The organism is Pseudogemmobacter sonorensis (genome assembly GCF_042762395.1).
GTDB lineage: Bacteria > Pseudomonadota > Alphaproteobacteria > Rhodobacterales > Rhodobacteraceae > Pseudogemmobacter > Pseudogemmobacter sonorensis.
The window spans coordinates 134,942-158,873 of record NZ_JBEFZE010000001.1 but is presented as its reverse complement, the minus strand read 5'-3'; the positions used below and the strand labels follow the sequence as shown (position 1 = coordinate 158,873).

The window sequence follows — 23,932 nt, the reverse complement described above, 5'->3', positions numbered from 1 at the left end:
ATGACCCTCGAACCCGCCTTCGACGCCTTCGAAAAAGCCTGGGGCCAGGGCAGGAACCAGATCGTCTGGACCCGGCTGGCGGCCGATCTGGACACGCCGGTCTCGCTCATGCTCAAGCTGGCCGAGGCGCGGGCCGAGACCTTCATGCTCGAATCCGTCACCGGAGGCGAGATCCGGGGCCGCTATTCCATCGTCGGCATGAAGCCCGACCTGATCTGGCGCTGCCGGGGCAAGGCCTCGGAGATCAACCGCCAGGCCCGGATCGAACCCGGGGAATTCGCCCCGCAGCCCGGAGATCCGCTGGAGAACCTGCGCGCGCTGATCGCCGAATGCCGGATCGACATGCCCGAGGGCCTGCCCGCCATGGCGGCGGGGCTGTTCGGCTATCTGGGCTATGACATGATCCGCCTGGTCGAGGATCTGCCCGATGTGAACCCCGATCCGATCGGCACGCCGGATGCGGTGCTGCTGCGGCCTTCGGTGGTGGCGATCCTGGACGGCGTGCGCGGCGAGGTGATCCTGGTCTCGCCCGCCTGGGCGGCGAGCGGGCTGTCGGCCCGCGCCGCCTATGCCCAGGCCGCCGAGCGGGTGATGGAGGCGCTGCGCGATCTGGACCGCACGCCCGGGGGGGCAAGCCGGGCAATGGACGGCGCGGCGCTGACCGGGCCATTGGTGTCGAATTTCGCGCCCGAAGCCTATCGCGCGGCGGTCGAGAAGGCCAAGGGCTATATCCGAGCGGGCGATATCTTCCAGGTCGTGCCCTCGCAACGCTGGACGATGGATTTCGCGCTGCCGCCCTTCGCGCTCTACCGCTCGTTGCGGCGGACCAACCCTTCGCCCTTTATGTTCTTCTTCAATTTCGGCACCTTCCAGGTCGTCGGCGCCAGCCCCGAGATCCTGGTGCGGCTGCGCGACGGCGAGGTGACGGTGCGCCCGATCGCGGGCACGCGCAAGCGCGGCGCGACGCCCGCCGAGGATCGCGCGCTGGAGGAGGACCTACTGTCCGACCAGAAGGAACTGGCCGAGCATCTGATGCTGCTGGACCTGGGCCGCAACGATGTGGGCCGGGTGGCGAAGCCCGGCACGGTGCGGCCGACCGAGAAGTTCATCATCGAGCGTTATTCCCATGTGATGCATATCGTCTCGAACGTGGTGGGCGAGATCCGCGACGGCGAGGATGCGCTCTCGGCCCTGCTGGCGGGCCTGCCCGCGGGCACGGTCTCGGGCGCGCCCAAGGTGCGCGCGATGGAGATCATCGACGAGCTGGAGCCCGAGAAGCGCGGCGTCTATGGCGGCGGGCTTGGCTATTTCGCCGCCAATGGCGAGATGGATTTCTGCATCGCGCTGCGCACGGCGGTGATCAAGGACGAAAAGCTGTATATCCAGGCCGGGGGCGGCGTGGTCTATGACAGCGATCCCGAGGCCGAATACCAGGAAACGGTGAACAAGTCCGGCGCCCTGCGCCGCGCCGCCGAGGAGGCGGGGCTTTTCGCCGGGGGCGGTCCGGGGCGCGGCAACGGCTGAGGCTTGTCGGCGGGGGCTTGGGCCCTCCTCGAGCGGCGGGCGGTTTTCGTTGGGGGGCAGGAAGGGGGCGCTGCCCCCTCGGCGCCTTTGGCGCCTCACCCCCGGGATATTTTTGCAAAGAAGAAATGGGGTGGGTTCCGGGTTCGGTGCGGTGTCCCTTGATTGGTGGGGTTTTGCATCCTGCTGCCCGCGATTGCCGGAGTGTTCGTCGACGGGCGCTATCGCATCCGGGTCAAGGCCCAGGTCTAGGGGCCGCGGGTGCTGCCTTGGCGGTGGCGCGGGGGGAGCGGAGGCGCGGGTGCGGTGTGATATGGGCGTGCGGGCTTCGCGCTGCAGGTTGAGGGCTGTGTCCGGCATGTCCTGAACCGTGCCGGTTCTGGGGCGGATCGGGTGGAATCTGGGGCGCTGTCCGTCATGGCGGGGGCGGGATTCTGTTCTGCGGCTTGTGGAGCATGGTTCGGAAATCGGTATGCCTGGAGCCGGAGCGCGGCCATCGGGGCAGGAGGTTTAGGGTCGTCGCTGCGCGCATGTTTTATTTTCAGGGACATGATTGCGCGGCCAGGGCCGATCCGGGCACCGTGGGGGAGAGAAGGCGGGCGGGAGATTCGGCCTTTGCAGCAGAGCCCCGGAGCGGGGAGACGGGTGCTTCGATGCGGCCGGTTTGTCGGGGGCCCGTGGTCGGGGGGCCCGTGGTCGGGGGGCCCGTGGTCGGGGGGGCCTGTGGTCGGGGCGCCTGTGGTCAGGCGCCGGGTGGAGCGTTTTCGCGCCCCCGGGGCGATGAACGCCCCATGGATCGGGCGGGGCGCTTTGCCGGAGCAGCGCGGGTCGGCGATTGCGGCAGCGGGTCAGCCCGCCGCCTTTTCCTCGATCCGCGCTGCGAGCGCCTCGGCACGGGCGGCGATTTCGGCGAGGGTTTCGGGCACCTGGGGCGGGATGACCGGCACTTCGACGGTGACCGGATCGGGCGCGGGCCGGGCCTCGAGCGCGGCGATGCTTTCGCGCAGGCTGCGCAGCTCATCCTCCAGCGCGGCGGTCTTGTCCGCCAGCATCAACCCCGCCATCAGAAGCATCTTCGATTCGGGCAGCCGCCCCATCGCGGCGACCAGGGGCTGGGCCTCGGCATCCAGAAGGCCCGCCGCGGCGCGCAGGAAATGCTCTTCTCCGGGCTGGCAGGAGACGGTGAAATTCCGCGCGCCGATAGTGACTTCGATCTCAGGCATCGTCGGCCTCCAGGGCTTTGGCCGCGGGCATGGCGCCTTCGTCCGGCAGGGATTGGGCGGGCGGGGTTTCGGCCGCCGTCAGATGGGCGTCGAGCGCGGCGGAGATATCGTCGAGTTCGGCGATTTCGGAAAACCGGGTGGCGCGCAGGGCGTCGAGTTCGGCCAGCAGCGCGCGGTTGATCAGCGAGGGGTCCGAGAGCGCCTCGGCCCCGGCCTCGCGCAGGCGGCGCAATTCCTCGCCAAGCGCGAAGGTGGCGCGGCGCATCCGTTGCAGCTCCAGCCCCTGGATGTCGTTGATATGGATGAGGCGGGCGAGCTTTTCTTCCTGTTCGGCGCGCAGCCGGGCCTCGGATTCGCGCGCCTCGGCAAGGCGCTGGCGCAGGCGCGAGATGACGAGGCCCTCGGCCTCCGGCGCGGGCCCAGGGGAAGGCAGCGGCGCGTCCTCTGCGCCATCGGGGGGCGTATCTTCCGCCGCCGCCTCGGGCTCGGGCTCGACCTTGGGCGCGGGCTCGACCTTGGGCGCGGGTTCGGGCGGTGTCGCGGGGAGGGGTAGGGCCTCGATCCCGAGGCCGATCCGCTCCAGCGCGGCGGCGATCCGCCGCTCAAGTTCCACGATCTCCTGCATCCGCCACCCCTTCCTGCACCTCTTGCCGCCTCCCGCCCCGCAGCCGGGTCCCGCCGGGCCGGGCGCGGAGGGCGGACCCGGACCTGTCGGGGCCCCGGTCGCGGGGCCGTCGCCGCCCCTTCTCCGCCCAAGGGTAACGCAAGCGAATCGACCGCGAAAGCCCCCCGGCGCCGGTTTGGCGCGAATCCGGCCCCTCACCGCCCCGGCCCCTGCCCCTTTCCCGCCAAGGCCTTGGGGGCCGTCCCGGCTCTTCGCTTGATCTTGCGCGGCGCCATGGGCTAAGGGGCGCGCAGGTTCCAGCCCCGGATGAAGGACGCGCCCCGTGGATATCGAACAGATCCGAGCCCGCCACCCCGACCATTGGATGCGTGCAAGCGCCATCCGCGCGCTGACGCTCGATGCCGTCGCCGCCGCCAGTTCGGGCCATTCCGGCATGCCGATGGGCATGGCCGACGTGGCGACCGTGCTTTTCGAGAAACATCTGAAATTCGATCCCAAGGCGCCGCGCTGGCCGGACCGGGACCGGTTCATCCTGTCGGCTGGCCATGGCTCGATGCTGATCTATGCGCTGCTGCATCTGACCGGATACGAGGATGTCACGCTCGACCAGATCCGAAGCTTCCGCCAATGGGGCGCGATCACGGCGGGCCATCCCGAATACGGCCATGTCGCGGGGGTGGAGACGACGACCGGCCCCTTGGGCCAGGGCATCTCCAATTCCGTGGGCTTCGCCATGGCGGAAGAGAACCTGCGCGCCCGCTACGGCGCCAAGGTGCAGGACCATTACACCTATGTCATCGCGGGCGACGGCTGCCTGATGGAGGGCGTCAGCCAGGAGGCCATCGGCATCGCCGGGCGCCAGAAGCTGTCGCGGCTGATCGTGCTGTGGGACAACAACGACATCACCATCGACGGCAAGGTCTCGCTTTCCGACGTGACCGACCAGCGCGCGCGTTTCGCGGCCTCGGGCTGGGACGTGTTCCATTGCGACGGCCATGACCCCGAGGACATCGACCGCGCGATCACCGCCGCCAAGGCCAGCCCCGGCCCGGCGCTGATCGACTGCAAGACCCATATCGCGCTTGGCCATGCCGCGCAGGACACGTCGAAAGGCCATGGCGCGCTGACCGACAAGGCCCAGCTTCAGGCCGCCAAGGATGTCTATGGCTGGACCGGCGGCCCCTTCGAGGTGCCCGCCGAGATCAAGGCCTGGTGGGAAGGCCTGGGGCGGCGCGGCGCCGAGGCCCGCGCGGAATGGGAGAGCCGGCTGGCCGCCCTGCCCCAGGGCAAGCGCGCCGAATTCGAGCGGATCTTCTCGGGCGAGGCGCCGGCGAAGCTGGCCGCCGCGATCCGCGCGGTGAAGAAATCCGCCGTCGAGGCGCCCGCGAAGCTTGCCACCCGCGCGGCCTCGGAAAAGGTGCTGGCGGCGGTGAACCCGATCATGCCCGAGACCTTCGGCGGCTCGGCCGACCTTACCGGATCGAACAACACCAAGACCGCCGATCTGGGCGTCTTCGACCTGGACAGCCGCAAGGGCCGCTACATGTATTGGGGCATCCGCGAGCACGGCATGGCCTCGGCGATGAACGGCATGGCGCTGCATGGCGGCCTGCGGCCCTATTCGGGCACCTTCATGGCCTTCACCGATTACGCCCGGCCGTCGATGCGGCTTTCGGCGCTGATGGGTGTGCCGGTGGTCTATGTCATGACCCATGATTCGATCGGCCTGGGCGAGGATGGGCCGACCCACCAGCCGGTCGAGCATCTGGCGATCAGCCGCGCCACGCCCAACACGCTGGTCCTGCGCCCCGCCGATCTGGTCGAGGTGGCCGAGTGCTGGGAGATCGCGCTGACGCAGAAGGCCACGCCCTCCGTCCTCGCGCTGAGCCGGCAGAACCTCGCCGCCGTGCGGACCTCGCACACCGGACAGAACCTGTCCGCGCGCGGCGCCTATGTGCTGGCCGAAGCCACGGGCAAGCGTCAGGTCATCCTGATCGCCACCGGATCGGAGGTCGAGATCGCGCTGAACGCCCGCGCCACGCTGGAGGCCGAAGGCATCGGCACCCGCGTCGTCTCGATGCCGTCGATGGAGCTGTTCGCCCGGCAGGACGAGGCCTGGCGCAAGAAGGTCCTGCCCTCGGGCCCGGTCCGCATCGCCATCGAGGCGGGCGTGCGCCAGGGCTGGGACCGCTGGCTTCTGGGTGAGCGCGGGCGCGAGGCCAAGGCCGATTTCGTCGGCATGTCCTCCTTCGGGGCCTCGGCGCCCTATGACCGGCTTTACAAGGAATTCGGCATCACCGCCGAGGCGGCGGTGGCCAAGGCCAAGGCCCTGTTTTGAGAACGGCCCTGCCCCGAGGGGGACGCCGCAGGATATGAAACGGGCCGGGGGAAACCCCGGCCCTTTTCATTCGCCGGTTCTGTCGGGCAACAGCCATCTGGGCACCAGCCACAACAGCGCCAGCATCGCGAAAAGCTCGATCAGCGACTGAAAGATGACGGTGACGGCGGCGGCCTCCCAGCCGGGGGGCAGCGCCAGCGCGAAGGGCAGCACGACAAAGGAATTGCGGGTGGCGAAGGTGAAGACCAGCACCCGCGCCTGCGCCACCGGCAGCCCCAGCCCCCGGCCTATCCCGACCCCGATCAGCACCGCCCCGGCCAGAAAGGCCAGGCAGGCGGGCAGGATCCGCCACAGAACCGGCAGCGCGCCCCGCCCCGGCTCGACCTGCGAGGCGGCGATCAGGAACAAGACCAGCGCCAGCAGCGGCACCGGCGCCCAGCCGATCCGCGCGACCAGCGCCGCCCCCCGGGCCGCGCGCGCGGCCCATTTCTCGGTCGCGAAGGCCAGAGCCAAGGGCAGCGCCATCACGCCAAGAAACACCGCCGCCATCCGCATGCCCGAAACGATTCCGGCGAATTCCGGCCCCGCGAATTCCGACCCCATGAACAGCCACAGGTAAAGCGGCAGCGCCAGCATCTGGCCCAGAAGCAGCGCGGGCGTGATGGCGATGGCGCGGCGCAGGTCGCCCCCGGCCTGATGGGTGAAGGTCAGGAACCAGTCGGTGCAGGGCACCAGCAGCACCAGCAAAAGCCCCAGCCGGATCGGCGGATCATCGGGCGCCAGTTGCAGCACCGCCAGCACCAGAAGCGGCAGGGCGACGAAATTCCCCGCCAGCGCCGCCGCGATCAGCCTTCGGTCGCGAAAGGCCTCGGGCAGGCGCGTGAGGCCCGCCTGGGCGAAGGTGGCGTATAAGAGCAGTGCCAGCGCGGGCCAGAGCAAGGCCTCCAGCCCCGGGCCCGCGCCCGGCGGCAGGACCGCGCCGAGCCCCAGCCCCGCCAGGATCGCCAGCAGATAGATCCAGAGCTGGCCGCGCTCCATCCCCTCGCGCGTCGGGATCGGACTCATGCCGGATCCGGCCCCGGCCCGGGCGGTTCTGGCCCGGTTTCGAGATCGGTTTCGGGCCCAGTTTCGGGGCGGCTGATCTGGCCGCCGCCGACGAAGGCCGCGACCCCGGTCGTGCCGGGGCCCGAGGTCGCCATCCCCCGCGCCACCCGCACGGCGAGAAAGGCGAAGGCCTGGGCCTCGATCATGTCGCCGTCAAGGCCCGCCGCCTCGACCGGCGCCACCGGGACGCCGATCTGGCGCGCGAGATGGCGCATCAGGACCGGGTTGTGCCGCCCCCCGCCCGCAACCAGAAGCCGCGAGACCGGGGCGGGGAAATGCTCGGCCCCCCGCGCGACCGCGCTGGCGGCGGCGGCGGTCAGCGTGGCGGCGGCGGCCGGGGTGTCGAGGCGGCGGACCCGCTCAAGCAGCCCCGCGAAAGCGTCGCGGTCGAGCGATTTCGGCGGCATCCGCGCGAAATAGGGATCGCGCAGGAAGGCCTCGACCACCTGCCGCCGCACCCGGCCCTTCGCGGCCATGCGCCCGTCACGGTCGCAAGACAGCCCCAGCCGCGCCCGCATCAGATCGTCGATCGGCGCATTGGCCGGGCCGGTGTCGAAGGCCAGAAGCGCGCCCGGCACCTCGGGGCCCGGCTGCGCGGGATCGACCCAGGTCAGATTGCCGACGCCGCCCAGGTTGAGGAAGGCCAGGGGCGCCTCGGCCCCGATCCGGCGCGCCAGCGCGAAATGGTAGAACGGCGCGAGCGGCGCGCCCTGCCCGCCCAAGGCCACGTCGGAGGAGCGGAAATCCCAGACCACCGGCAGGCCCAGGACCTCGGCCAGGAGGCTGCCGTTCCCGGCCTGATGGGTGCCGCGCCCCTGCGGATCATGCGCCAGCGTCTGGCCGTGAAAGCCCAGGACCTGCGCGCCCTCGAACCGCGAGAGCAGTTCGGCATGCGCCGTCTCGACCACCTCGGCGGCCTCGGCAACGCCCGGCTCGCCCGGCCAGCGGCCGAGCGCCGCGCGCAAGGTCGCGCGCTCGGCCTCGGTATAGGGGCGATAGGCATGGGGGCCGAATTCCAGCACCCGATGCCCGTCGGTCAGGATCATCGCCGCATCCACCCCGTCGAGCGAGGTCCCCGACATCGCGCCAAGCGCCCAGACCGGCGCTTTGCCGGCAAGATCCGCCGTGCCCGCGCCTGGCCCGGCCCGATCCGCGCTCGCCCGATCTGGGCTGGCCCCGCCCGCTTCGGCCGGACCTGCGCCAGACGAACCCGACCCCGCCGAAACCGCCCCCGCCGAAATCGCCATGACCGCCGCCTTTCCCGATCCCGTCTTCACCCGCGCCTCGCGCATCTTTCCCTTTGGCCCCCACCCGGCTATATGCGGCCCACTATTTGCACGAGAGCGCGGAGCGCACCATGGCCTACCAACCCCGATCCGAATTCCTCAAGGTGATGTTCGAGCGCGGCTTCGTCGCCGATTGCACGGATTATCAGGCGCTGGACGATGCGCTTCTCAGGGGCGTGGTGCCGGCCTATATCGGCTATGACGCCACGGCGGCCTCGCTGCATGTCGGCCATCTGATGAACATCATGGTGCTGCGCTGGCTGCAAAAGACCGGCCACAAGCCGATCACCCTGATGGGCGGCGGCACGACCAAGGTGGGCGATCCGTCGTTCCGCAGCGAGGAGCGTCCGCTGCTGACCTCCGAGCGGATCGCCGAGAACATCGCCGGGCTGCGGAAGGTCTTCGCGCGCTACCTGTCATACGGCGAGGGCGCGACGGATGCGGTCATGCTCGACAATGCCGAATGGCTGGACCATCTGAACTACCTTGAATTCCTGCGCGACATCGGGCGGCATTTCTCGGTCAACCGGATGCTGTCCTTCGAATCGGTGAAGTCGCGGCTGGACCGCGAGCAGTCGCTGTCCTTCCTGGAATTCAACTACATGATCCTCCAGGCCTATGATTTCCTGGAAATCCACCGCCGCTACGGCTGTCTTCTGCAGATGGGCGGCTCGGATCAATGGGGCAATATCGTCAACGGGATCGACCTGACCCGGCGGGTGATGGATGGTCAGATCTTCGGGCTGACCACGCCGCTGCTGACCACCTCGGACGGGCGCAAGATGGGGAAATCGGCCTCGGGCGCGGTCTGGCTGAACGGCGACATGCTCTCGGCCTATGAGTTCTGGCAGTTCTGGCGCAACACCTCTGACGCCGATGTGGGGCGGTTCCTGAAGATCTTCACCGAGCTGCCGGTGGCGGAATGCGACCGGCTGGGCGCGCTGCAGGGTTCGGAGATCAACGAGGCCAAGATCCTGCTGGCCAATCTGGCGACCGCGCTCTTGCATGGCGAGGAAGCGGCGCAGGCCGCCGAGGCCACCGCGCGCGAGGTCTTCGAGAAGGGCGGCATCGGCGAGGACCTGCCCCGGATCCTGATCGCGCCCGAGGAGTTGGCCGATGGCTTCGGCATCGTGCAATTGTTCGTGCGGGCGGGGCTGGCGGCCTCGGGCAAGGATGCCAAGCGCCTGATCGCCGAGGGCGGCGCGCGGATGAACGACGAGATCGTCACCGATGCCGGGCTGCGCATCGGCGCGGGCGATCTGGCGGATCCGGTGAAGCTGACCGCCGGGAAGAAGCGCCATGCGTTGGTGGAGATCGGCTGAGCGCCCGGAGGCGGGCGTCCAGAGGATGAATGTGCGGCAAGGGAGGGGGCCGCTGCCCCCTCGGCGCCTTTGGCGCCTCACCCCCGGGATATTTCTGCAAAGAAGAATGGGGGAAGGGGTTCGGGGGGTGTTGGAAAGGCCCGCCCGGGGGATCCGGGCGGGCCTTTTTCATGCGGTTCGGTGGTTCGGCTATTCGGTGACGGTGACCTTCACCATCACGTCGGGCGTGGCGGGGGGCTCGCCGCGCTGGATCCGGTCGACCACGTCGAGGCCCGAGATCACCCGGCCCACCACGGTATATTGGCCGTCGAGGAAGGCGCCGTCGGCGAACATGATGAAGAACTGGCTGTTGGCGGAATTCGGATCGTTCGAACGCGCCATGCCGACGATGCCGCGCTGGAACGAGATGTTCGAGAATTCCGCCGGGATATTGGGCAGGTCCGATCCGCCCATGCCCGCCATGCGGGTATCTCCGCCGGTCTTGCCGAATTTCACGTCGCCGGTCTGGGCCATGAAACCCTCGATCACGCGATGGAACACCACGCCGTCATAGGCGCCCTGGCGCGCGAGCGTGGTGATCTGCTCGACATGCCGGGGGGCGGTGTCGGGCAGCAGGTCGATGACCACGGTGCCGTTGGCGGTGCCCGCGATCTCGATCACCAGATTGGGGCCGGGCAGGTCGGGCAGGCCCTCCTGCGCCAGCGCCGGGGCGAGGCCGGGGAGGAGGCCCGCGGCGAAAAGCCCGGCCGCCGCAAGGGTCAGGCGCAGCTCACGCAACATCGGCGGCCACCCGGACGGTGATCATGCGGTCGGGGTTGGCGGGCGGCTCGCCGCGCGCGATCCGGTCGACATGCTCCATCCCCGAGATCACCTGGCCATAGACGGTATATTGGCCGTTGAGGAAGCTGTTGTCCTTGAAATTGATGAAGAACTGGCTGTTGGCCGAATTCGGGTTCATCGAGCGCGCCGCGCCGATCGAGCCGCGGGCATGCGGGAGCTTGGAGAATTCCGCCGGAAGATCGGGATATTGCGACCCGCCGGTGCCAGAGCGGCGCGGATTGTAGTCCTTCTCCATATTGGCATGTTCGACATCGCCGGTCTGGGCCATGAAGCCTTCGATGACGCGGTGAAAGGCCACATTGTCATAGGCCTTGTCGCGGGCAAGCTGTTTCATGCGTTCGACATGCTTGGGGGCTACCTCGGGGAGAAGCTGGATCACCACCTCGCCGTCCTTCAGCGTCAGGATGATCGTATTCTCGGGATCCTTGATCTCGGCCATGGGTCTTGGTCCTTTTCAGGGCTTTCGGTCGGGCCGGAACCTAGCGGCGCGGGCGCGCGAGGGGAAGGGCAAATGGGTGTGATCGGTTGACGGGCGGGAATTTGCGCGAAAGAAATTGCGCCGAAACACGATCGGCGGGACAACCGGCGAAAGGCCCCGGGGCGGCGAAGCCCCCCGGGCCGACCGCCGCAAGGAACAGGAGAGGGATCAAGATGGGCTGGAAGACACTCGACGACATCGCGCTGGCGGGAAAGACGGTGCTGGTGCGCGTGGACATCAACGTGCCGATGGAGGACGGGCGGGTCACCGACACCACCCGGATCGACAAGATCGTGCCGACCGTCGAGGATATCCTCGCACGCGGGGGCAGGCCGGTGCTGCTGGCGCATTTCGACCGGCCCAAGGGCAAGGTCGTCCCGGAGATGAGCCTGGGCCGCGTCACCCCCGCGCTGGAGGCGGCGCTTGGCCGCAAGGTGGTGTTCGCACCCGAAAGCACCGGCGCGGCGGCGAAGGCGGCCATCGCCTCGGCCGCGCCGGGCGAGGTGGTGCTGCTGGAAAACACCCGTTTCCATGCGGGCGAGGAGAAGAACGACCCCGCCCTGGCCGCCGCTTTCGCCGAACTGGGCGAAGTCTATGTCAACGACGCCTTCTCCGCCGCGCATCGGGCCCATGCCTCGACCGAGGCGCTGGCGCGCGCCCTGCCCCATGCCGCGGGTCGGCTGATGGAGGCGGAACTGCGCGCGCTTGAGGCCGCGCTCGGCACGCCCGCGCGCCCCGTCATCGCGGTGGTGGGCGGCGCCAAGGTCTCGACCAAGCTGGAACTCCTGGGCAATCTGGTCGGCAAGGTCGACCATCTGGCGATCGGGGGCGGCATGGCCAATACCTTCCTTGTCGCCCAGGGCGTCCCGGTCGGCAAAAGCCTGGCCGAGCGCGACATGGCCGAGACCGCGCGCGAGATCATGGCCAAGGCCGAAAGCCTGGGCTGCCGGATCCACCTGCCGGTCGATGTGGTGGTGGCGCGCGAATTCAGGGCCAATGCGGCAAGCCAGATCGTCTCGGCCTCGGGCTGTCCCGAGGATGCGATGATCCTGGATGCGGGCCCCGAGACGGTGGCGCGGCTGAAGGCGGTGATGGCGCAATGCGCGACGTTGATCTGGAACGGGCCGCTCGGCGCCTTCGAGATCCCGCCCTTCGATGCCGCCACGGTCGCGGCGGCGAAAGAGGCGGCGCGGCTGACCGGGGCGGGGCGGCTGGTCTCGGTCGCGGGCGGCGGCGATACGGTGGCGGCGCTGAACCAGGCCGGGGTGGCGCAGGATTTCACCTTCATCTCCACCGCGGGCGGCGCCTTCCTGGAATGGATGGAGGGCAAGGAACTGCCCGGAGTCGCGGCGCTTCTGGCCTGAGGCGGCGCGTGCTAGCGCAATCAGCATTGCAGGCCGCGCGCCGATCCGGCTATGCGGCCTGAGGACCAGTTCGGGGAAGGATGAGAAGATGAGCAAGGCGGAACAGACGGCACTGATCGCGGGCGGCAAGGGGTTCATCGCCGCGCTCGACCAATCGGGCGGATCGACCCCCAAGGCGCTGAAGCTCTATGGTGTCGAGGCCGACGCCTATGACGGCGAAGAGGCGATGTTCGACCTGATCCATGCCATGCGCGCGCGGATCATCAAATCGCCCGCCTTCACCGGCGACAAGGTGGTGGGCGCGATCCTGTTCGAACAGACCATGGACCGCGACATCGACGGCATCCCGACCGCGACCTATCTTTGGGAAAAGCGCGGCGTGGTGCCCTTCCTGAAGATCGACAAGGGGCTTGAGGCCGAGGCCGACGGCGTGCAGTTGATGAAGCCGATGCCGGGGCTGGACGCGCTTCTGGCCCGCGCCGCCAAGGCGGGGATCTTCGGCACCAAGGAGCGTTCGGTGGTCTCGGCCGCCAACGAGAAGGGCATCGAGGCGGTCGTCGCCCAGCAGTTCGAGATCGGCGCCCAGGTGACCGCCGCCGGGCTGATGCCGATCCTTGAGCCCGAGGTGACGATCTCGATCCCCGACAAGGCCGAGGCCGAGGACTTGCTGCAAAAGGCGATCCTGCGCCATCTGGACCAGCTTCCCGAAGGCCGGAAGGTCATGCTGAAGCTGTCGCTGCCGACGGTCGCGAATTTCTACGCGCCGCTGGTCGATCATCCGAAGGTGCTGAAGGTGGTGGCGCTGTCGGGCGGCCATTCGCGCGATGCCGCGAACGAGATCCTGGCGCGGAACCGGGGGATCATCGCCTCGTTCTCGCGCGCGCTGTCGGAGGGCCTGAGCGCGCAGCAGTCGGATGCCGAATTCGACGCGGTGCTGGAGCGCGCGGTGACCTCGATCCACGCGGCCTCGGTCGCGGGTTGATCTTCGCGGGCGCGCGTCACTGGATATGGCGGGTCGGCGTGTCGTCGATGATCTTCTCGGTCGCTCGCGCCCGGCCGGAAAGGCCCCCCGGATCCGCTCCGGGGGGCCTTTGCTTGGCCCCCTGCCCCGAGGGACCCGGCAAGGTGATTCGAACCTGCAACAGCCCTGAGAAATTCCGCGCGAAAACGGGCAGATGGGGGATTCCCTTTTCGAATCGCCCGTGGCATGATTCGGCCATGCCCCCGCAAAGAGGGGCGTCATGAGGCACGAGCGGATGACCCAGGCGGCGGCAGGGCGAAATATCGGAGGGCTGGTCTATTTCAGCCTGGCGTTCACTTTGGGCGCCTATTTCACCTTTGCCGCCGTTCAGGGCGATTACGGCGTGTTCCGCCGGGTCGAGATCCGCGCCGAGGCCCACACTTTGCGCGCCGAGCGCGACCGGCTGCGGGCCGAGCTGGACCGGATGCAGAACATGACGCTGCGGCTGTCGGACGGTTATCTGGACCTCGACCTGCTCGACCAGCAGGCGCGCGACGTGCTGGGCTATATCCGCGCCAACGAGATCGTCATCCGCTGATCCTATCCCCCCTGCCCCGGCGCTTTCCCGGTTCCGGTCATGCTCATGCCATGATCGGCTGATCCTGAAGGCGGCGCGGCCGCGCGCCTTTCCGAACCCTCGCGCGGGCCGATGAAGGGGACAGGAATGAGATCCATCGCAATCAAATGCGCGGCGCTGGCCGTTTTGGCCGCCTGTTCGGCCCCGCCCGACCGCAGGCCCGCCGCCCAGGGGGCGGTCGCGCCGATCGCGGCCCGGATCTGGAGCGAGCCGCAGGTGGCGGGGGCGGTCAATCTCCGCGCCTCGTCGGTGTCGCGCTTCGTGCCGGGGCGCGACATGCTGATGAACGCCGCCCCGACCCCGCTGGGATCGGCGCGCTACGGCGATTTCGACGGGTTCGACATGGTGATCTTCGACACGCGCAAGGCCAGCCATGCCCAGATCGCCGCCGGAATGCGGGCCTATTGCGCCGGGCTGGGCCGGTCGCTGGTGCAGGTCGGCCAGGGCATGGTGGGGGCCGCGCCCGCTTCGGCGCTTCCGCCCGGCTGGATCAGCGGGATGTGCCGCTGACCTTCGGGCCCCCGCCCGGGCAGGGCGCGGAGCCGCCCCGCCGATTTTTCGCTTTGCCCAGCAAACACCGATAGGCTAGAGATGGTTCAACGTTGAACCATTCGCCTGCGGGGAGGACCACAATGGCACGAAAGCCCGACGCGAGACCCAATGTCTCGAAGGACGAGCTTCTGGAATACTACCGCGAGATGCTCTTGATCCGCCGGTTCGAGGAAAAGGCGGGCCAGCTTTACGGCATGGGGCTGATCGGCGGCTTCTGTCACCTCTACATCGGACAGGAAGCGGTCGTCGTCGGGCTGGAAGCCGCGTCCAAGGAAGGCGACAAGCGCATCACCTCCTACCGCGACCACGGCCATATGCTGGCCTGCGACATGGACCCCAAGGGGGTGATGGCGGAACTGACCGGGCGGATCGGCGGCTATTCCAAGGGCAAGGGCGGGAGCATGCACATGTTCTCGCGCGAGAAGCATTTCTACGGCGGCCACGGCATCGTCGGCGCCCAGGTGCCGCTTGGCGCGGGCCTGGCCTTCGCCGACAAATACCTTGGCAACGACAATGTGACCTTCGCCTATTTCGGCGACGGCGCGGCGAACCAGGGCCAGGTCTACGAGACCTACAACATGGCTGAACTGTGGTCGCTGCCGGTGATCTTCGTGATCGAGAACAACCAATATGCCATGGGGACGAGCGTGAAACGCTCGACCAAGTCGAAGACGCTTTACGAGCGCGGCGTGGCCTATGGCATCCCGGGCGAGCAGGTCGACGGCATGGACGTGCTGGCGGTGAAGGCGGCAGGCGAGAAGGCCGTGGCGCATTGCCGGGCCGGGAACGGCCCCTACATCCTTGAAATGATGACCTATCGCTATCGCGGCCATTCGATGTCGGATCCGGCGAAATACCGCACCCGCGAGGAGGTCGAGAAGATCCGCACCGAAAAGGATTGCATCGAACATGTCCGCGACCTGCTGCTGCAGGGCGGTCTGGCCTCGGACGAGGATCTGAAGGCCATCGACAAGGAGATCAAGGCCCGCGTCAACGAGGCCGCCGAATTCTCCAAGGAAAGCCCGGAGCCGCCGCTCGAAGAGCTGTGGACCGATATCTACGTCTGAGGGGGAGAGAGAAGAATGGCAACCGAAGTTCTGATGCCCGCGCTTTCGCCCACGATGGAAGAGGGCACGCTGGCGAAATGGCTGGTCAAGGAAGGCGAGGCGGTCAAATCCGGCCAGATCCTGGCCGAGATCGAGACCGACAAGGCGACGATGGAATTCGAGGCGGTGGATGAGGGGATCGTCGGCAAGCTCTTGATCGCCGAGGGCACGGCGGGGGTGAAGGTGAACACACCGATCGCCGTGCTGGTCGAGGAGGGCGAGGAGGTCCCGGCGGCGGGAGCAAACGCCGCCGCTCCGGCCATCGAGGCCGTCCCGGCGGCACCCGCCCCCACCGCCACGCCCCTGGCCGGCGCCGCGCAGGCGGGCCCTGTGCCCCATTCCGCGCCCCAGGCCGCGAAAGGCTGGCCGCATGCCGACCTGCCCGAAGGCGCCGCCACCAAGACCATGACCGTGCGCGAGGCGCTTCGCGAGGCCATGGCCGAGGAGATGCGCGGCGACGAGACCGTCTTCCTGATGGGCGAGGAGGTCGGCGAATACCAGGGCGCCTACAAGATCAGCCAGGGCCTGCTGGATGAATTCGGACCCAGGCGGGTGGTGGATACCCCGATCACCGAACACGGCTTCACCGGGATCGCCGTCGGCGCCTCCTGGGGCGGGCTGCGGCCCATCGTCGAATTCATGACCTTCAACTTCGCCATGCAGGCGATCGACCAGATCCTCAATTCGGCGGCGAAGACGCTTTACATGTCGGGCGGCCAGATGGGATCCCCGATCGTGTTCCGCGGCCCGAACGGGGCGGCGGCGCGGGTGGGCGCGCAGCACAGCCAGGATTACGCGGCCTGGTATGCCGCGATCCCGGGGCTGAGGGTGGCGATGCCCTATTCGGCGGCCGATGCCAAGGGGCTGCTGAAATCGGCGATCCGCGACAACAACCCGGTGATCTTCCTGGAAAACGAGATCCTCTACGGCCGCTCTTTCGAAGTGCCGATGGATGAGGATTTCACCATTCCCTTCGGCAAGGCCTCGATCATGCGCGAGGGCAAGGATGTGACGCTGGTCTCCTTCGGGATCGGGGTCGGCCATGCGCTGGCCGCGGCCGAACTGCTGGCGGGCGAGGGCATCGAGGCCGAGGTGATCAACCTGCGCACCCTGCGCCCGATCGACTACGACACCGTGCTGGCGAGCGTGCAGAAGACCAACCGCTGCGTGACGGTGGAAGAGGGCTTCCCGGTGGGGTCGATCGGCGACCACCTCGCCTCGACCATCATGCAGCGGGCCTTCGACCACCTCGATGCGCCGGTGATCACCTGCACCGGCAAGGATGTGCCGATGCCCTATGCGGCCAATCTGGAAAAACTGGCGCTGATCACCCCGGCCGAGATCGTGGCGGCGGTGAAATCCGTGACCTATCGCTGAGGGGGGCAGAAAGATGGCAACCGAAATCCTGATGCCCGCGCTTTCTCCGACGATGGAAGAGGGCACGCTGGCGAAATGGCTGGTCAAGGAAGGCGAGGCGGTCAAGTCCGGCCAGATCCTGGCCGAGATCGAGACCGACAAGGCGACGATGGAATTCGAGGCGGTGGATGAGGGGATCGTCGGCCGGATCCTGATCGCCGAGGGCACTTCGGGCGTGAAGGTGAACACGCCGATCGCCGTGCTGGTCGAGGAGGGCGAGGAGGTCCCGGCGGCGGGCGCCTCTGTCAAACCGGCCGCCGCTCCGGCCATCGAGGCCGTCCCGGCGGCCCCCGCCCCCGGCGCCGCGCCCGAGGCCGGTGCCGCGCTGGCGGGTTCTGCGCCAGTTGCGACGGGCGCGCGCGTCTTCGCCTCGCCGCTGGCACGGCGGATCGCCAAGGAAAAGGGGCTCGACCTGACCGCGATCAAGGGCTCGGGTCCGCATGGCCGGATCGTGCGCGCCGATGTCGAGGGCGCGAAACCCGCCGCGGCCCCCGTCGTCGCGGCGGCCCCTGCCCCGGCGGCGGCAAAGCCTGCGGCGCCTGCCGGTCCCTCGACCGAGGCCGTGCTGAAGACCTATGCCGACCGCCCCCACGAGGAGGTCACGCTCGACGGCATGCGCCGCACCATCGCGGCGCGGCTCTCGGAGGCCAAGCAGACCATCCCGCATTTCTACCTGCGCCGCGAGGTGCGGCTGGATGCGCTGATGAAATTCCGCGCCGAGCTGAACAAGGGGCTGGAATCGCGCGGCGTGAAGCTTTCGGTCAACGATTTCATCATCAAGGCCTGTGCCGTGGCGCTGCAGGCCGTGCCGGATGCCAACGCCGTCTGGGCCGGGGACCGGATCCTGAAGCTCGAACCCTCGGACGTCGCCGTCGCGGTCGCGGTCGAGGGCGGGCTGTTCACCCCGGTCCTGAAGGATGCCGAGAAGAAGACCCTCTCGGCGCTTTCGGCCGAGATGAAGGACCTCGCCAGCCGCGCCAAGACGAAAAAGCTTGCCCCGCATGAATATCAGGGCGGCAGTTTCGCGATCTCGAACCTCGGCATGTTCGGGATCGAGAATTTCGACGCGGTGATCAACCCGCCGCATGGCGCGATCCTTGCCGTGGGCGCCGGGCTGAAAAAGCCGGTGGTGCTGGCGGATGGAACCCTGGGCGTGGCGACGGTGATGTCGATGACGCTTTCGGTGGACCACCGGGTGATTGACGGCGCGCTTGGGGCGCAGTTCCTGCAGGCCGTGGTCGATGCGCTGGAGAATCCGATCTCGATGCTGGCGTGACGGATCACGAAAAACACTCCCGCAACTCGGTGTTGCGGGAGATCATTCTTGAACATCTGTTCGTGGGTGAGCTTCTGAGGCATCTGTGGCGCGCGGGCGTCACCGATGCCGAGATCCTGCGCTCGGAATTCGATGCGGGCGGCCATGATCTGGTGCTCAGCCGCGATGCGTTGACCCGCCATATCCAGTGATGCGTGGCAAGGCGGCCAAGGTCGGCATCTGCACGCGGCTTGGCCACCACCCCTCGGGCTGCACCGTCTGGATGGTGGTGACCGAAGAACTGGCATTCGACCATTTCCTGTGGTTCGGGGGCGCGCCGGGCCATCCCCTGCCCGATATTTCGGGCTTCCGCCCCTCGCGTCACAGCAAGGGAAATGCCGAGGGCACCAAGCTTGAACGCCCCGCCCACAGGGATATGCCGCGCGGCGCCTTCACCCGGATTTCGGAACTGCCGGAGCTTTGCACCCGCCTGCTCGGCCCGCTCTGAGCGGCCTGCGAGGGCCACCTCGAAATCCAGTCAGCCGGGCAGATTCTGGTCCATGCTGAGCGAGGGCTGCGCGCAGCCCGCCTTTCCCACCACCCGCGCCGGGACGCCCGCGACCGTGGTATTGGGCGGCACCTCCTCCAACACCACCGACCCCGCCGCGATGCGCGAGCAATGGCCGACGCCGATATTCCCCAGCACTTTCGCGCCCGCGCCAATCAGCACCCCGTCGCCGATCTTGGGATGGCGGTCGCCATGCTCCTTGCCGGTGCCGCCCAGCGTCACCGAATGCAGCATCGAGACATTGTCGCCCACCACCGCCGTCTCGCCGATGACGATGGAATGGGCGTGGTCGATCATCAGCCCGCGCCCGATCCGCGCCGCCGGATGGATGTCGACACCGAAGACCTCGCTGACCCGCATCTGCACGAAATAGGCCATATCGCGCCGGCCAGCCTGCCACAGCCAATGGCCAATGCGATAGGCCTGGATCGCCTGATAGCCCTTGAAGAACAGCACCGGCTGGATCAGCCGGTGGCAGGCCGGGTCGCGCTCGAACACCGCCATCAGATCGGCGCGCGCCGCCGCGCCCAGCAGGGGCTCGGCGGCATGGGCGCTGTCGGCGATCTCGCGCAGGATCTGCTCGCTCATCTCGCCGCTGGCGAGCTTGAGCGAGAAACGATAGGCCAGCGCGCGCTCGAAGGTGGCGTGATGCAGCAGCCCCGAATGGATCAGCGCGCCCAGGATCGGCTCGGCCCGCACCGCCTCTTCGGCCTCGTCGCAAATCCGCGACCAGACCGGGTCGAGAGGCGTAAGGCGCTGTCTGGTCTCGGCCATGCTGGGGTCCCCGTGCTCGTCATCCGGGCATCCCCGCAGCAAGGGGATGCAGGGCGGCATTATGGGCCATCCCCCCCGGCGCGGCAATCGCCAAACCGCGAGGCGCCGCCCCGCCCCGCTCAGCCGCCGGGCAGGATCCGCCGGAACGGCCCCGGCCCGAAACGCTGCGACACCTGCGCCACCGCGACGGCAAAGCCCGGCCCCGCCCCGTCCGCCGCCCGCATCGCCGCCGTATAGTCGAAACCCGGCTGGGCCAGGGTATGTTCGGCCAGGATCGCCTCGCCCGCCATGACGCGCAGGATATAGGCCTCGCTCTCCTCGCCCAGGGGCACCTCGGGCTGTTCCCAGGAATCGCCCTCGATCCGCGTCCGCCGGATCCAGTCGATCCGCCAGAGCCCGCCCGCCCCCGCCCTTGCCCGCAGATGCGCGACCGGATAGGGCCGCAGCCCGATGCCGCGGAAGGCCTCGGTCCGCTCGACCACCGCCGGATCGTCATGGCCGCGCGCGCTGACCCCGATCCGCCAGCGCCGCGCCAGCCCCCTTGCGCCTGCGGCAAGGTCGAGCTGCACCAGCGCGCGGTCCAGCACCACGACCTGGCTGCCCTCGGGCCAGACCTCGGGCATGATGCCGTCGGTGCCCAACTGGCCGCGCAATCGCATCGACAGATCCCAGACGCCGGGCGCCACCAGCTCGGCCCGGGCGAACTGGAACACCTCCCACAGATCGCTGCTGCCATCGCCGATCGCCACCGCATTGGCCCCGTTCAGCACCGCGAGCGGACCCGCTGAGGCCAGCCCCCCCGCCGCGAGGCCCGCCGCCGCCCCGGCCAGCCGCACCCGCAGCGCCTCGCCCCGGTCCCATAGCCCGCAGGGCGCCGCAAGCAGCGCCGTCTCGGTCCGCCCAAGCAGCGCGGGCGCCGCCACCAGGCGATTGAGCTCGAAACTCCCCGCCCCGGTCTCGGACCAGACCGCGACCGATCCCGGCCAGGGCTGGGCCGAAACCGCGACATGGGGCTGATGCGGCACCTCCTCTCCGGTCAAAAGCGGCAGGTCCAGAAACACCGGATGCACCGGCACCGGCGCCACGAAGGGCCGCAGCAGGATCGGTTCGTCGGTGAAGTCGGTGCCGTCATAGGCGCCCCGCTCGATCCGGCGCGCCTCGATCAGCCGCGCCTCGGCCAGTTCGGCCCGCTCGACCCGGTAATGGCTGCCGTCGGGCAGCCGCAGCCGCGCCCCCGGCCCCACCTCCAGCGCCGACAGCGGCAGCGCAAGCCGCAACCCGTCGCGCCCCACCCGCATCTCGGTCAGCCAGCGGTGGACGACGCCGCGCCCCTCGGCCGGGGTCAGCGCCAGCGGGAATTCGCTGGTCGAGACCGAGACCAGCGCCTCGTCGGGATGGCGCACCTCGGCGGTGCGGGAATCGTAGACCCCGTCGGCGTCGATATGGCCCAGCCGCACCGTGCCGGTGATCTCGGGCTCGGGCGCGCGGGAAAGCTCCATCCGCCCCGCAAGCCCCTCGGTCACCGCCAGCCGGTCGGGGTCGATCTCGAAATCGGTCCCGGCGCGGCGGATCTCGAAATGCAGAAGGCCCTCGCGGTCGAACACATCGCAGCCATAGGCCAGAAGCAGCGGCTGAAGCCCGGCCCGCGCGCTCTGCACCCGGTCGACCAGATAGCCGCGCACCACCGCCTCGGCGCCCGAGGTGTCGATCTCCGCCACCCCCGCATCGGCGCAGATCTCGGCGATGACCGCCGAAAGCGGCTGGTTCGTGGCCCGGCCGTTCAGCCAATGGCCGCGCGGATAGGCCAGCACATCCGCCCAGAGATCGCCGCGCGCCGGGAATTCCGGGAAGGGCCGCGCGTCCCAGGCCCAGACATGCGAGCGCGCAACATCCAGCATCCGCCCCGCGTAATAGGGCGAGACGGGGTTGTTCCCCGGATCGCTCCAGTAGCGGTCAACGGCGCGCAGATATTGCATCTGCATCAGGTCGTCGCGCCGCCCGTCCGACGCCCTCGGCAGCGCAGATTCCGAGGATCGAAGGTCGAGGAACCGGTTCGGCTGATTGCTGCCCTTGTCGATCGCCGCGCAGCCGTATTCGGTGAAGACGATGGGTTTCGACATCGGCGCCCAGCCGGTATGGGCGGCGGCCCGCGCCCCGCCCGTGCGGGGGTGATGGGGGTTTTCCCACCAGCCGCGCAGGTCCTTGACGCGATAGATCCACGGCTCGTCGTAGGCGCCGTCGGTGATCGGCAGGCGGTTCTGCGCCGCCTCGCCCTCGGGGCTGTCGTAATACCAGTCGAACCCCTCGCCGCCCGCGACATTTCCGGTCAGGTAGTCCAGCGAATGGATGGTCTCCCAATGCGCGTCCAGATGGTCCGGGCCATCGCGCCAGTCCGACAGCGGCATGTAATTGTCGATGCCGACGAAATCCACCGCCGGGTCGGACCACAGCGGGTCGAGCGGGAAATACACATTCCCATCCGCGACATAGGCGCCGTATTCGGTCCAGTCGGCGGCATAGCTGACGCGGCAGCCGGGACCGAGGATCGCCTTCACCTCGGCGGCAAGCTGGCACAGCGCCGCGACGGCGGGAAAACTGTCGCCCGCGCCCCGGATCTGCGTCAGCCCGCGCATCTCGGAGCCGATGCAGAAGGCATCCACCCCACCCGCGACGGCGCAAAGCCTTGCATAATGCAGGATGAAGCGGCGCATGCCCCATTCCTCGGGGCCGGAATATTGCACGATCTCGCCATTCACGGTGAAATGACAGGGCTGGGCCGCCCCGAAGAAGGCCGCCACCTCGGCCGTGGCCGCGGCCGTGCGGTCCGTCGTGCCCGCCCGTCCGGGCGCCAGCGCGGTGGTGATCCGGCCGCGCCAGGGCATCACCGGCTGGCCCTCGCCCCCGCTCCAGGGATCGGGCAGGCTGTTCCCCGCAAGCTGCTCCATCAGGATGAAGGGGTAGAACATCACCTCCCGCCCCTCGGCGCGGATGGCGCGGATCGCCTCGACCACTGACGCGTCCGAGGGCGTGCCGCCATAGATCGGCGCATCCTCCTCGCGCGGGACCTCCATCGCCTCGCCCCGGGCGATGCCGCCCGCGCGCCAGGGCATGCCCACGCCATCGAAGGCCTTGTATTCGACCTTGGGGCGAATGGTGCAGGATCCGGCGCGCAGGTCGTCACCGAACCATGACACCACCAGAGAAACCGAACCAGCATTCGGCAATTCGGTGACCAGTTGATCCAGCGAAGTCCTGAAATCGGTCTTTCCCGAAGGGCTGTTCGAATTCAGCGCCTTGGCATGGCCGGGCTCGTATTCCTCATGCACCGGCGTCGTCGCCAGCGCATATTCGCCCGTGCCCGGCACCAGCGCCACCGCCCGCACCAGATCGGCCAGGCCGCGCTGCACGCCCGGCCCCTGTGCGGCGCGGATCACCTCGAAATTGAACATCGGCACCCGGTTGCCCCAGGGGGCAAGGTCCAGATCCTCGATCACCACATAGGCCAGCCCGCGATAGCCCGGCGCAAGTCCCGCCCCCTCGACCGCCTCGATCTTGGGGTCGGGCATCTGCTCGTCCGTCCCGGTGTAAAGCCGAAGCGTCAGGTCGCTTTCGCGGATCACTGCGCCATCGGCCCAGATCCGCCCGATCCCCAGGATCTCGCCCTCGCACAGGCCGATGGCGAGGCTGATCGAATAGCTGTATTCGGTGACGCTGCCGCCGCCGCCCTTGCCCCCCCGGCGCCGCGCGGCATGTTCCTCGAAGGGCGAGGCCCAGATCACCTGCCCCGCCAGCCGCATCCGGCCCCAGACCTTCGAGACCGGCGTGCCCTCGCTTGCGCCCGCGATGCGCAGCCGGTCGATCCGCCCGACCTCGACCGCGTCAGAGCCGCCCATCAGCCGCTGGTCGATGGCCCGGCCCAGGGTGGCGCCCACGGCGCGCCCGATCACCATGCCGGAAAGCCCCAGCACCGTGCCGCCGAACCCCGCGCCGATCCCCGCCCCTACCGCCGAAAGCACCAGAGTGGCCATGTCTCATTCTCCTTTCAGCGGAAAGCGGAACCGCGCCGCGATCCGGCGCGTCCAGGGCGCGGTCAGCGCGCTTTCGGTGACGTGATGGCCGCTGTAGGCATGGATGAAGCGCCCGCCGCCGCCGACCCCGCAGGCCGACTGCACGCCCAGATGCTTGGCCATCCCGCCCGGGCGCATGCGAAACACCAGCACATCGCCCGGCGCCGCATCGTCCTGCGCCTTGGGCACCAGCCAGTGCCGCGCGGCCTCAAGCAGCGCCTCGTGCCGCGCCACCTCGGCCCAATCGGCGGTATAGGGCGGCACCGGGCAGGGCTCGGCCCCGTGAAGCACGCGCCAGATCCCCCGCACCAGCCCCAGGCAATCGCTGCCCGCGCCGCGGCAACTGGCCTGATGCAGATAGGGGGTGCCGATCCAGGCCCGCGCCTCGGCCACCACCGCCTCGCCCATAATGGCCTCCGCCAGCCGCCCCTCAGCCGGTGCCTCCGAACCCAGGCCTGCCATCGCAGATCCCTCCCCCTTCGCCCGTCCCCAAGC

General features: G+C 69.0%; 21 protein-coding genes. 12 read left to right on the top strand and 9 right to left on the bottom strand.

Annotated elements, in window-relative coordinates; genetic code table 11:
• Positions 1 to 1,524 carry an anthranilate synthase component I gene (gene trpE, locus ABNX41_RS00705; protein WP_438667793.1) on the top strand — a complete coding sequence of 508 codons (1,524 nt, stop codon included), beginning with the start codon at positions 1 to 3 and terminating at the stop codon, positions 1,522 to 1,524.
• Between the two features lie 845 nt (positions 1,525 to 2,369).
• Here trpE and ABNX41_RS00700 read toward each other — a convergent pair.
• Both ABNX41_RS00700 and ABNX41_RS00695 read right to left on the bottom strand, forming a co-directional pair.
• Positions 2,370 to 2,744 carry a cell division protein ZapA gene (locus tag ABNX41_RS00700; protein WP_438667792.1) on the bottom strand — a complete coding sequence of 125 codons (375 nt, stop codon included), beginning with the start codon at positions 2,742 to 2,744 and terminating at the stop codon, positions 2,370 to 2,372.
• Positions 2,737 to 3,369: a hypothetical protein gene (locus ABNX41_RS00695; protein WP_438667791.1), complete on the bottom strand. Its 633-nt coding sequence runs from the start codon at positions 3,367 to 3,369 to the stop codon at positions 2,737 to 2,739. Before ABNX41_RS00695 ends, ABNX41_RS00700 begins: the two co-directional genes overlap by 8 nt.
• 364 nt (positions 3,370 to 3,733) lie before the next feature.
• On the opposite strand from ABNX41_RS00695, the gene tkt reads away from it, so the two are divergent.
• A complete protein-coding gene (gene tkt / locus ABNX41_RS00690; protein ID WP_438667960.1) occupies positions 3,734 to 5,707 on the top strand; it encodes a transketolase in 1,974 nt (657 codons plus the stop codon).
• A gap of 66 nt (positions 5,708 to 5,773) precedes the next feature.
• On the opposite strand, the gene ABNX41_RS00685 is transcribed toward tkt, so the two are convergent.
• Complete coding sequence (locus ABNX41_RS00685; RefSeq protein ID WP_438667790.1) at positions 5,774 to 6,772, bottom strand: arsenic resistance protein; 999 nt, start codon at positions 6,770 to 6,772, stop codon at positions 5,774 to 5,776.
• Positions 6,769 to 8,058, bottom strand: a complete 1,290-nt coding sequence (locus ABNX41_RS00680; protein ID WP_438667789.1) for an anhydro-N-acetylmuramic acid kinase — start codon at positions 8,056 to 8,058, stop codon at positions 6,769 to 6,771. The genes ABNX41_RS00685 and ABNX41_RS00680 overlap by 4 nt, the downstream gene beginning before the upstream one ends.
• 110 nt (positions 8,059 to 8,168) lie before the next feature.
• Between ABNX41_RS00680 and tyrS the strand changes: the two genes are divergently transcribed.
• Positions 8,169 to 9,419, top strand: coding sequence for a tyrosine--tRNA ligase (gene tyrS, locus ABNX41_RS00675; protein ID WP_438667788.1), 1,251 nt, complete (start codon positions 8,169 to 8,171; stop codon positions 9,417 to 9,419).
• Between the two features lie 189 nt (positions 9,420 to 9,608).
• Here tyrS and ABNX41_RS00670 read toward each other — a convergent pair whose 3' ends face one another.
• Both ABNX41_RS00670 and ABNX41_RS00665 read right to left on the bottom strand, forming a co-directional pair.
• Positions 9,609 to 10,199 carry a peptidylprolyl isomerase gene (locus ABNX41_RS00670; protein WP_438667787.1) on the bottom strand — a complete coding sequence of 197 codons (591 nt, stop codon included), beginning with the start codon at positions 10,197 to 10,199 and terminating at the stop codon, positions 9,609 to 9,611.
• Positions 10,189 to 10,698, bottom strand: a complete 510-nt coding sequence (locus ABNX41_RS00665) for a peptidylprolyl isomerase (RefSeq protein ID WP_438667786.1) — start codon at positions 10,696 to 10,698, stop codon at positions 10,189 to 10,191. Before ABNX41_RS00665 ends, ABNX41_RS00670 begins: the two co-directional genes overlap by 11 nt.
• Positions 10,699 to 10,910: 212 nt before the next feature.
• On the opposite strand from ABNX41_RS00665, the gene ABNX41_RS00660 reads away from it, so the two are divergent.
• The 9 genes from ABNX41_RS00660 (at position 10,911) to ABNX41_RS00620 (ending at position 18,536) form a co-directional block, all read left to right on the top strand.
• Complete coding sequence (locus tag ABNX41_RS00660) at positions 10,911 to 12,101, top strand: phosphoglycerate kinase (protein ID WP_438667785.1); 1,191 nt, start codon at positions 10,911 to 10,913, stop codon at positions 12,099 to 12,101.
• Positions 12,102 to 12,189: 88 nt separating this feature from the next.
• Positions 12,190 to 13,083, top strand: a complete 894-nt coding sequence (locus ABNX41_RS00655) for a fructose bisphosphate aldolase (protein ID WP_438667784.1) — start codon at positions 12,190 to 12,192, stop codon at positions 13,081 to 13,083.
• A 259-nt stretch (positions 13,084 to 13,342) separates the two neighbouring features.
• Positions 13,343 to 13,660 (top strand): FtsB family cell division protein, encoded by a 318-nt coding sequence (locus tag ABNX41_RS00650; RefSeq protein ID WP_438667783.1) that lies wholly within the window; start codon positions 13,343 to 13,345, stop codon positions 13,658 to 13,660.
• 126 nt (positions 13,661 to 13,786) lie between these two features.
• Positions 13,787 to 14,209 carry a hypothetical protein gene (locus ABNX41_RS00645; protein ID WP_438667782.1) on the top strand — a complete coding sequence of 141 codons (423 nt, stop codon included), beginning with the start codon at positions 13,787 to 13,789 and terminating at the stop codon, positions 14,207 to 14,209.
• A gap of 122 nt (positions 14,210 to 14,331) precedes the next feature.
• Entirely contained in the window at positions 14,332 to 15,318 is a 987-nt protein-coding gene (gene pdhA / locus ABNX41_RS00640; RefSeq protein ID WP_438667781.1) for a pyruvate dehydrogenase (acetyl-transferring) E1 component subunit alpha, read from the top strand.
• A gap of 15 nt (positions 15,319 to 15,333) precedes the next feature.
• Positions 15,334 to 16,734: a pyruvate dehydrogenase complex E1 component subunit beta gene (locus tag ABNX41_RS00635; RefSeq protein WP_438667780.1), complete on the top strand. Its 1,401-nt coding sequence runs from the start codon at positions 15,334 to 15,336 to the stop codon at positions 16,732 to 16,734.
• 13 nt (positions 16,735 to 16,747) lie between these two features.
• The gene (locus ABNX41_RS00630; protein ID WP_438667779.1) at positions 16,748 to 18,049 is read left to right on the top strand and encodes a pyruvate dehydrogenase complex dihydrolipoamide acetyltransferase; all 1,302 of its coding nucleotides are present in this window, start codon (positions 16,748 to 16,750) and stop codon (positions 18,047 to 18,049) included.
• Positions 18,046 to 18,240 (top strand): hypothetical protein, encoded by a 195-nt coding sequence (locus ABNX41_RS00625; RefSeq protein ID WP_438667778.1) that lies wholly within the window; start codon positions 18,046 to 18,048, stop codon positions 18,238 to 18,240. Before ABNX41_RS00630 ends, ABNX41_RS00625 begins: the two co-directional genes overlap by 4 nt.
• Positions 18,240 to 18,536 (top strand): hypothetical protein, encoded by a 297-nt coding sequence (locus ABNX41_RS00620; protein WP_438667777.1) that lies wholly within the window; start codon positions 18,240 to 18,242, stop codon positions 18,534 to 18,536. The genes ABNX41_RS00625 and ABNX41_RS00620 overlap by 1 nt, the downstream gene beginning before the upstream one ends.
• Positions 18,537 to 18,566: 30 nt before the next feature.
• On the opposite strand, the gene cysE is transcribed toward ABNX41_RS00620, so the two are convergent.
• The 3 genes from cysE to ABNX41_RS00605 form a co-directional block, all read right to left on the bottom strand.
• Entirely contained in the window at positions 18,567 to 19,370 is an 804-nt protein-coding gene (cysE, locus tag ABNX41_RS00615) for a serine O-acetyltransferase (protein WP_438667776.1), read from the bottom strand.
• Positions 19,371 to 19,489: 119 nt separating this feature from the next.
• Positions 19,490 to 23,398 carry a baseplate multidomain protein megatron gene (locus ABNX41_RS00610; protein WP_438667775.1) on the bottom strand — a complete coding sequence of 1,303 codons (3,909 nt, stop codon included), beginning with the start codon at positions 23,396 to 23,398 and terminating at the stop codon, positions 19,490 to 19,492.
• A 3-nt stretch (positions 23,399 to 23,401) separates the two neighbouring features.
• Entirely contained in the window at positions 23,402 to 23,899 is a 498-nt protein-coding gene (locus ABNX41_RS00605; RefSeq protein ID WP_438667774.1) for an NlpC/P60 family protein, read from the bottom strand.
• Positions 23,900 to 23,932 lie beyond the last annotated feature (33 nt).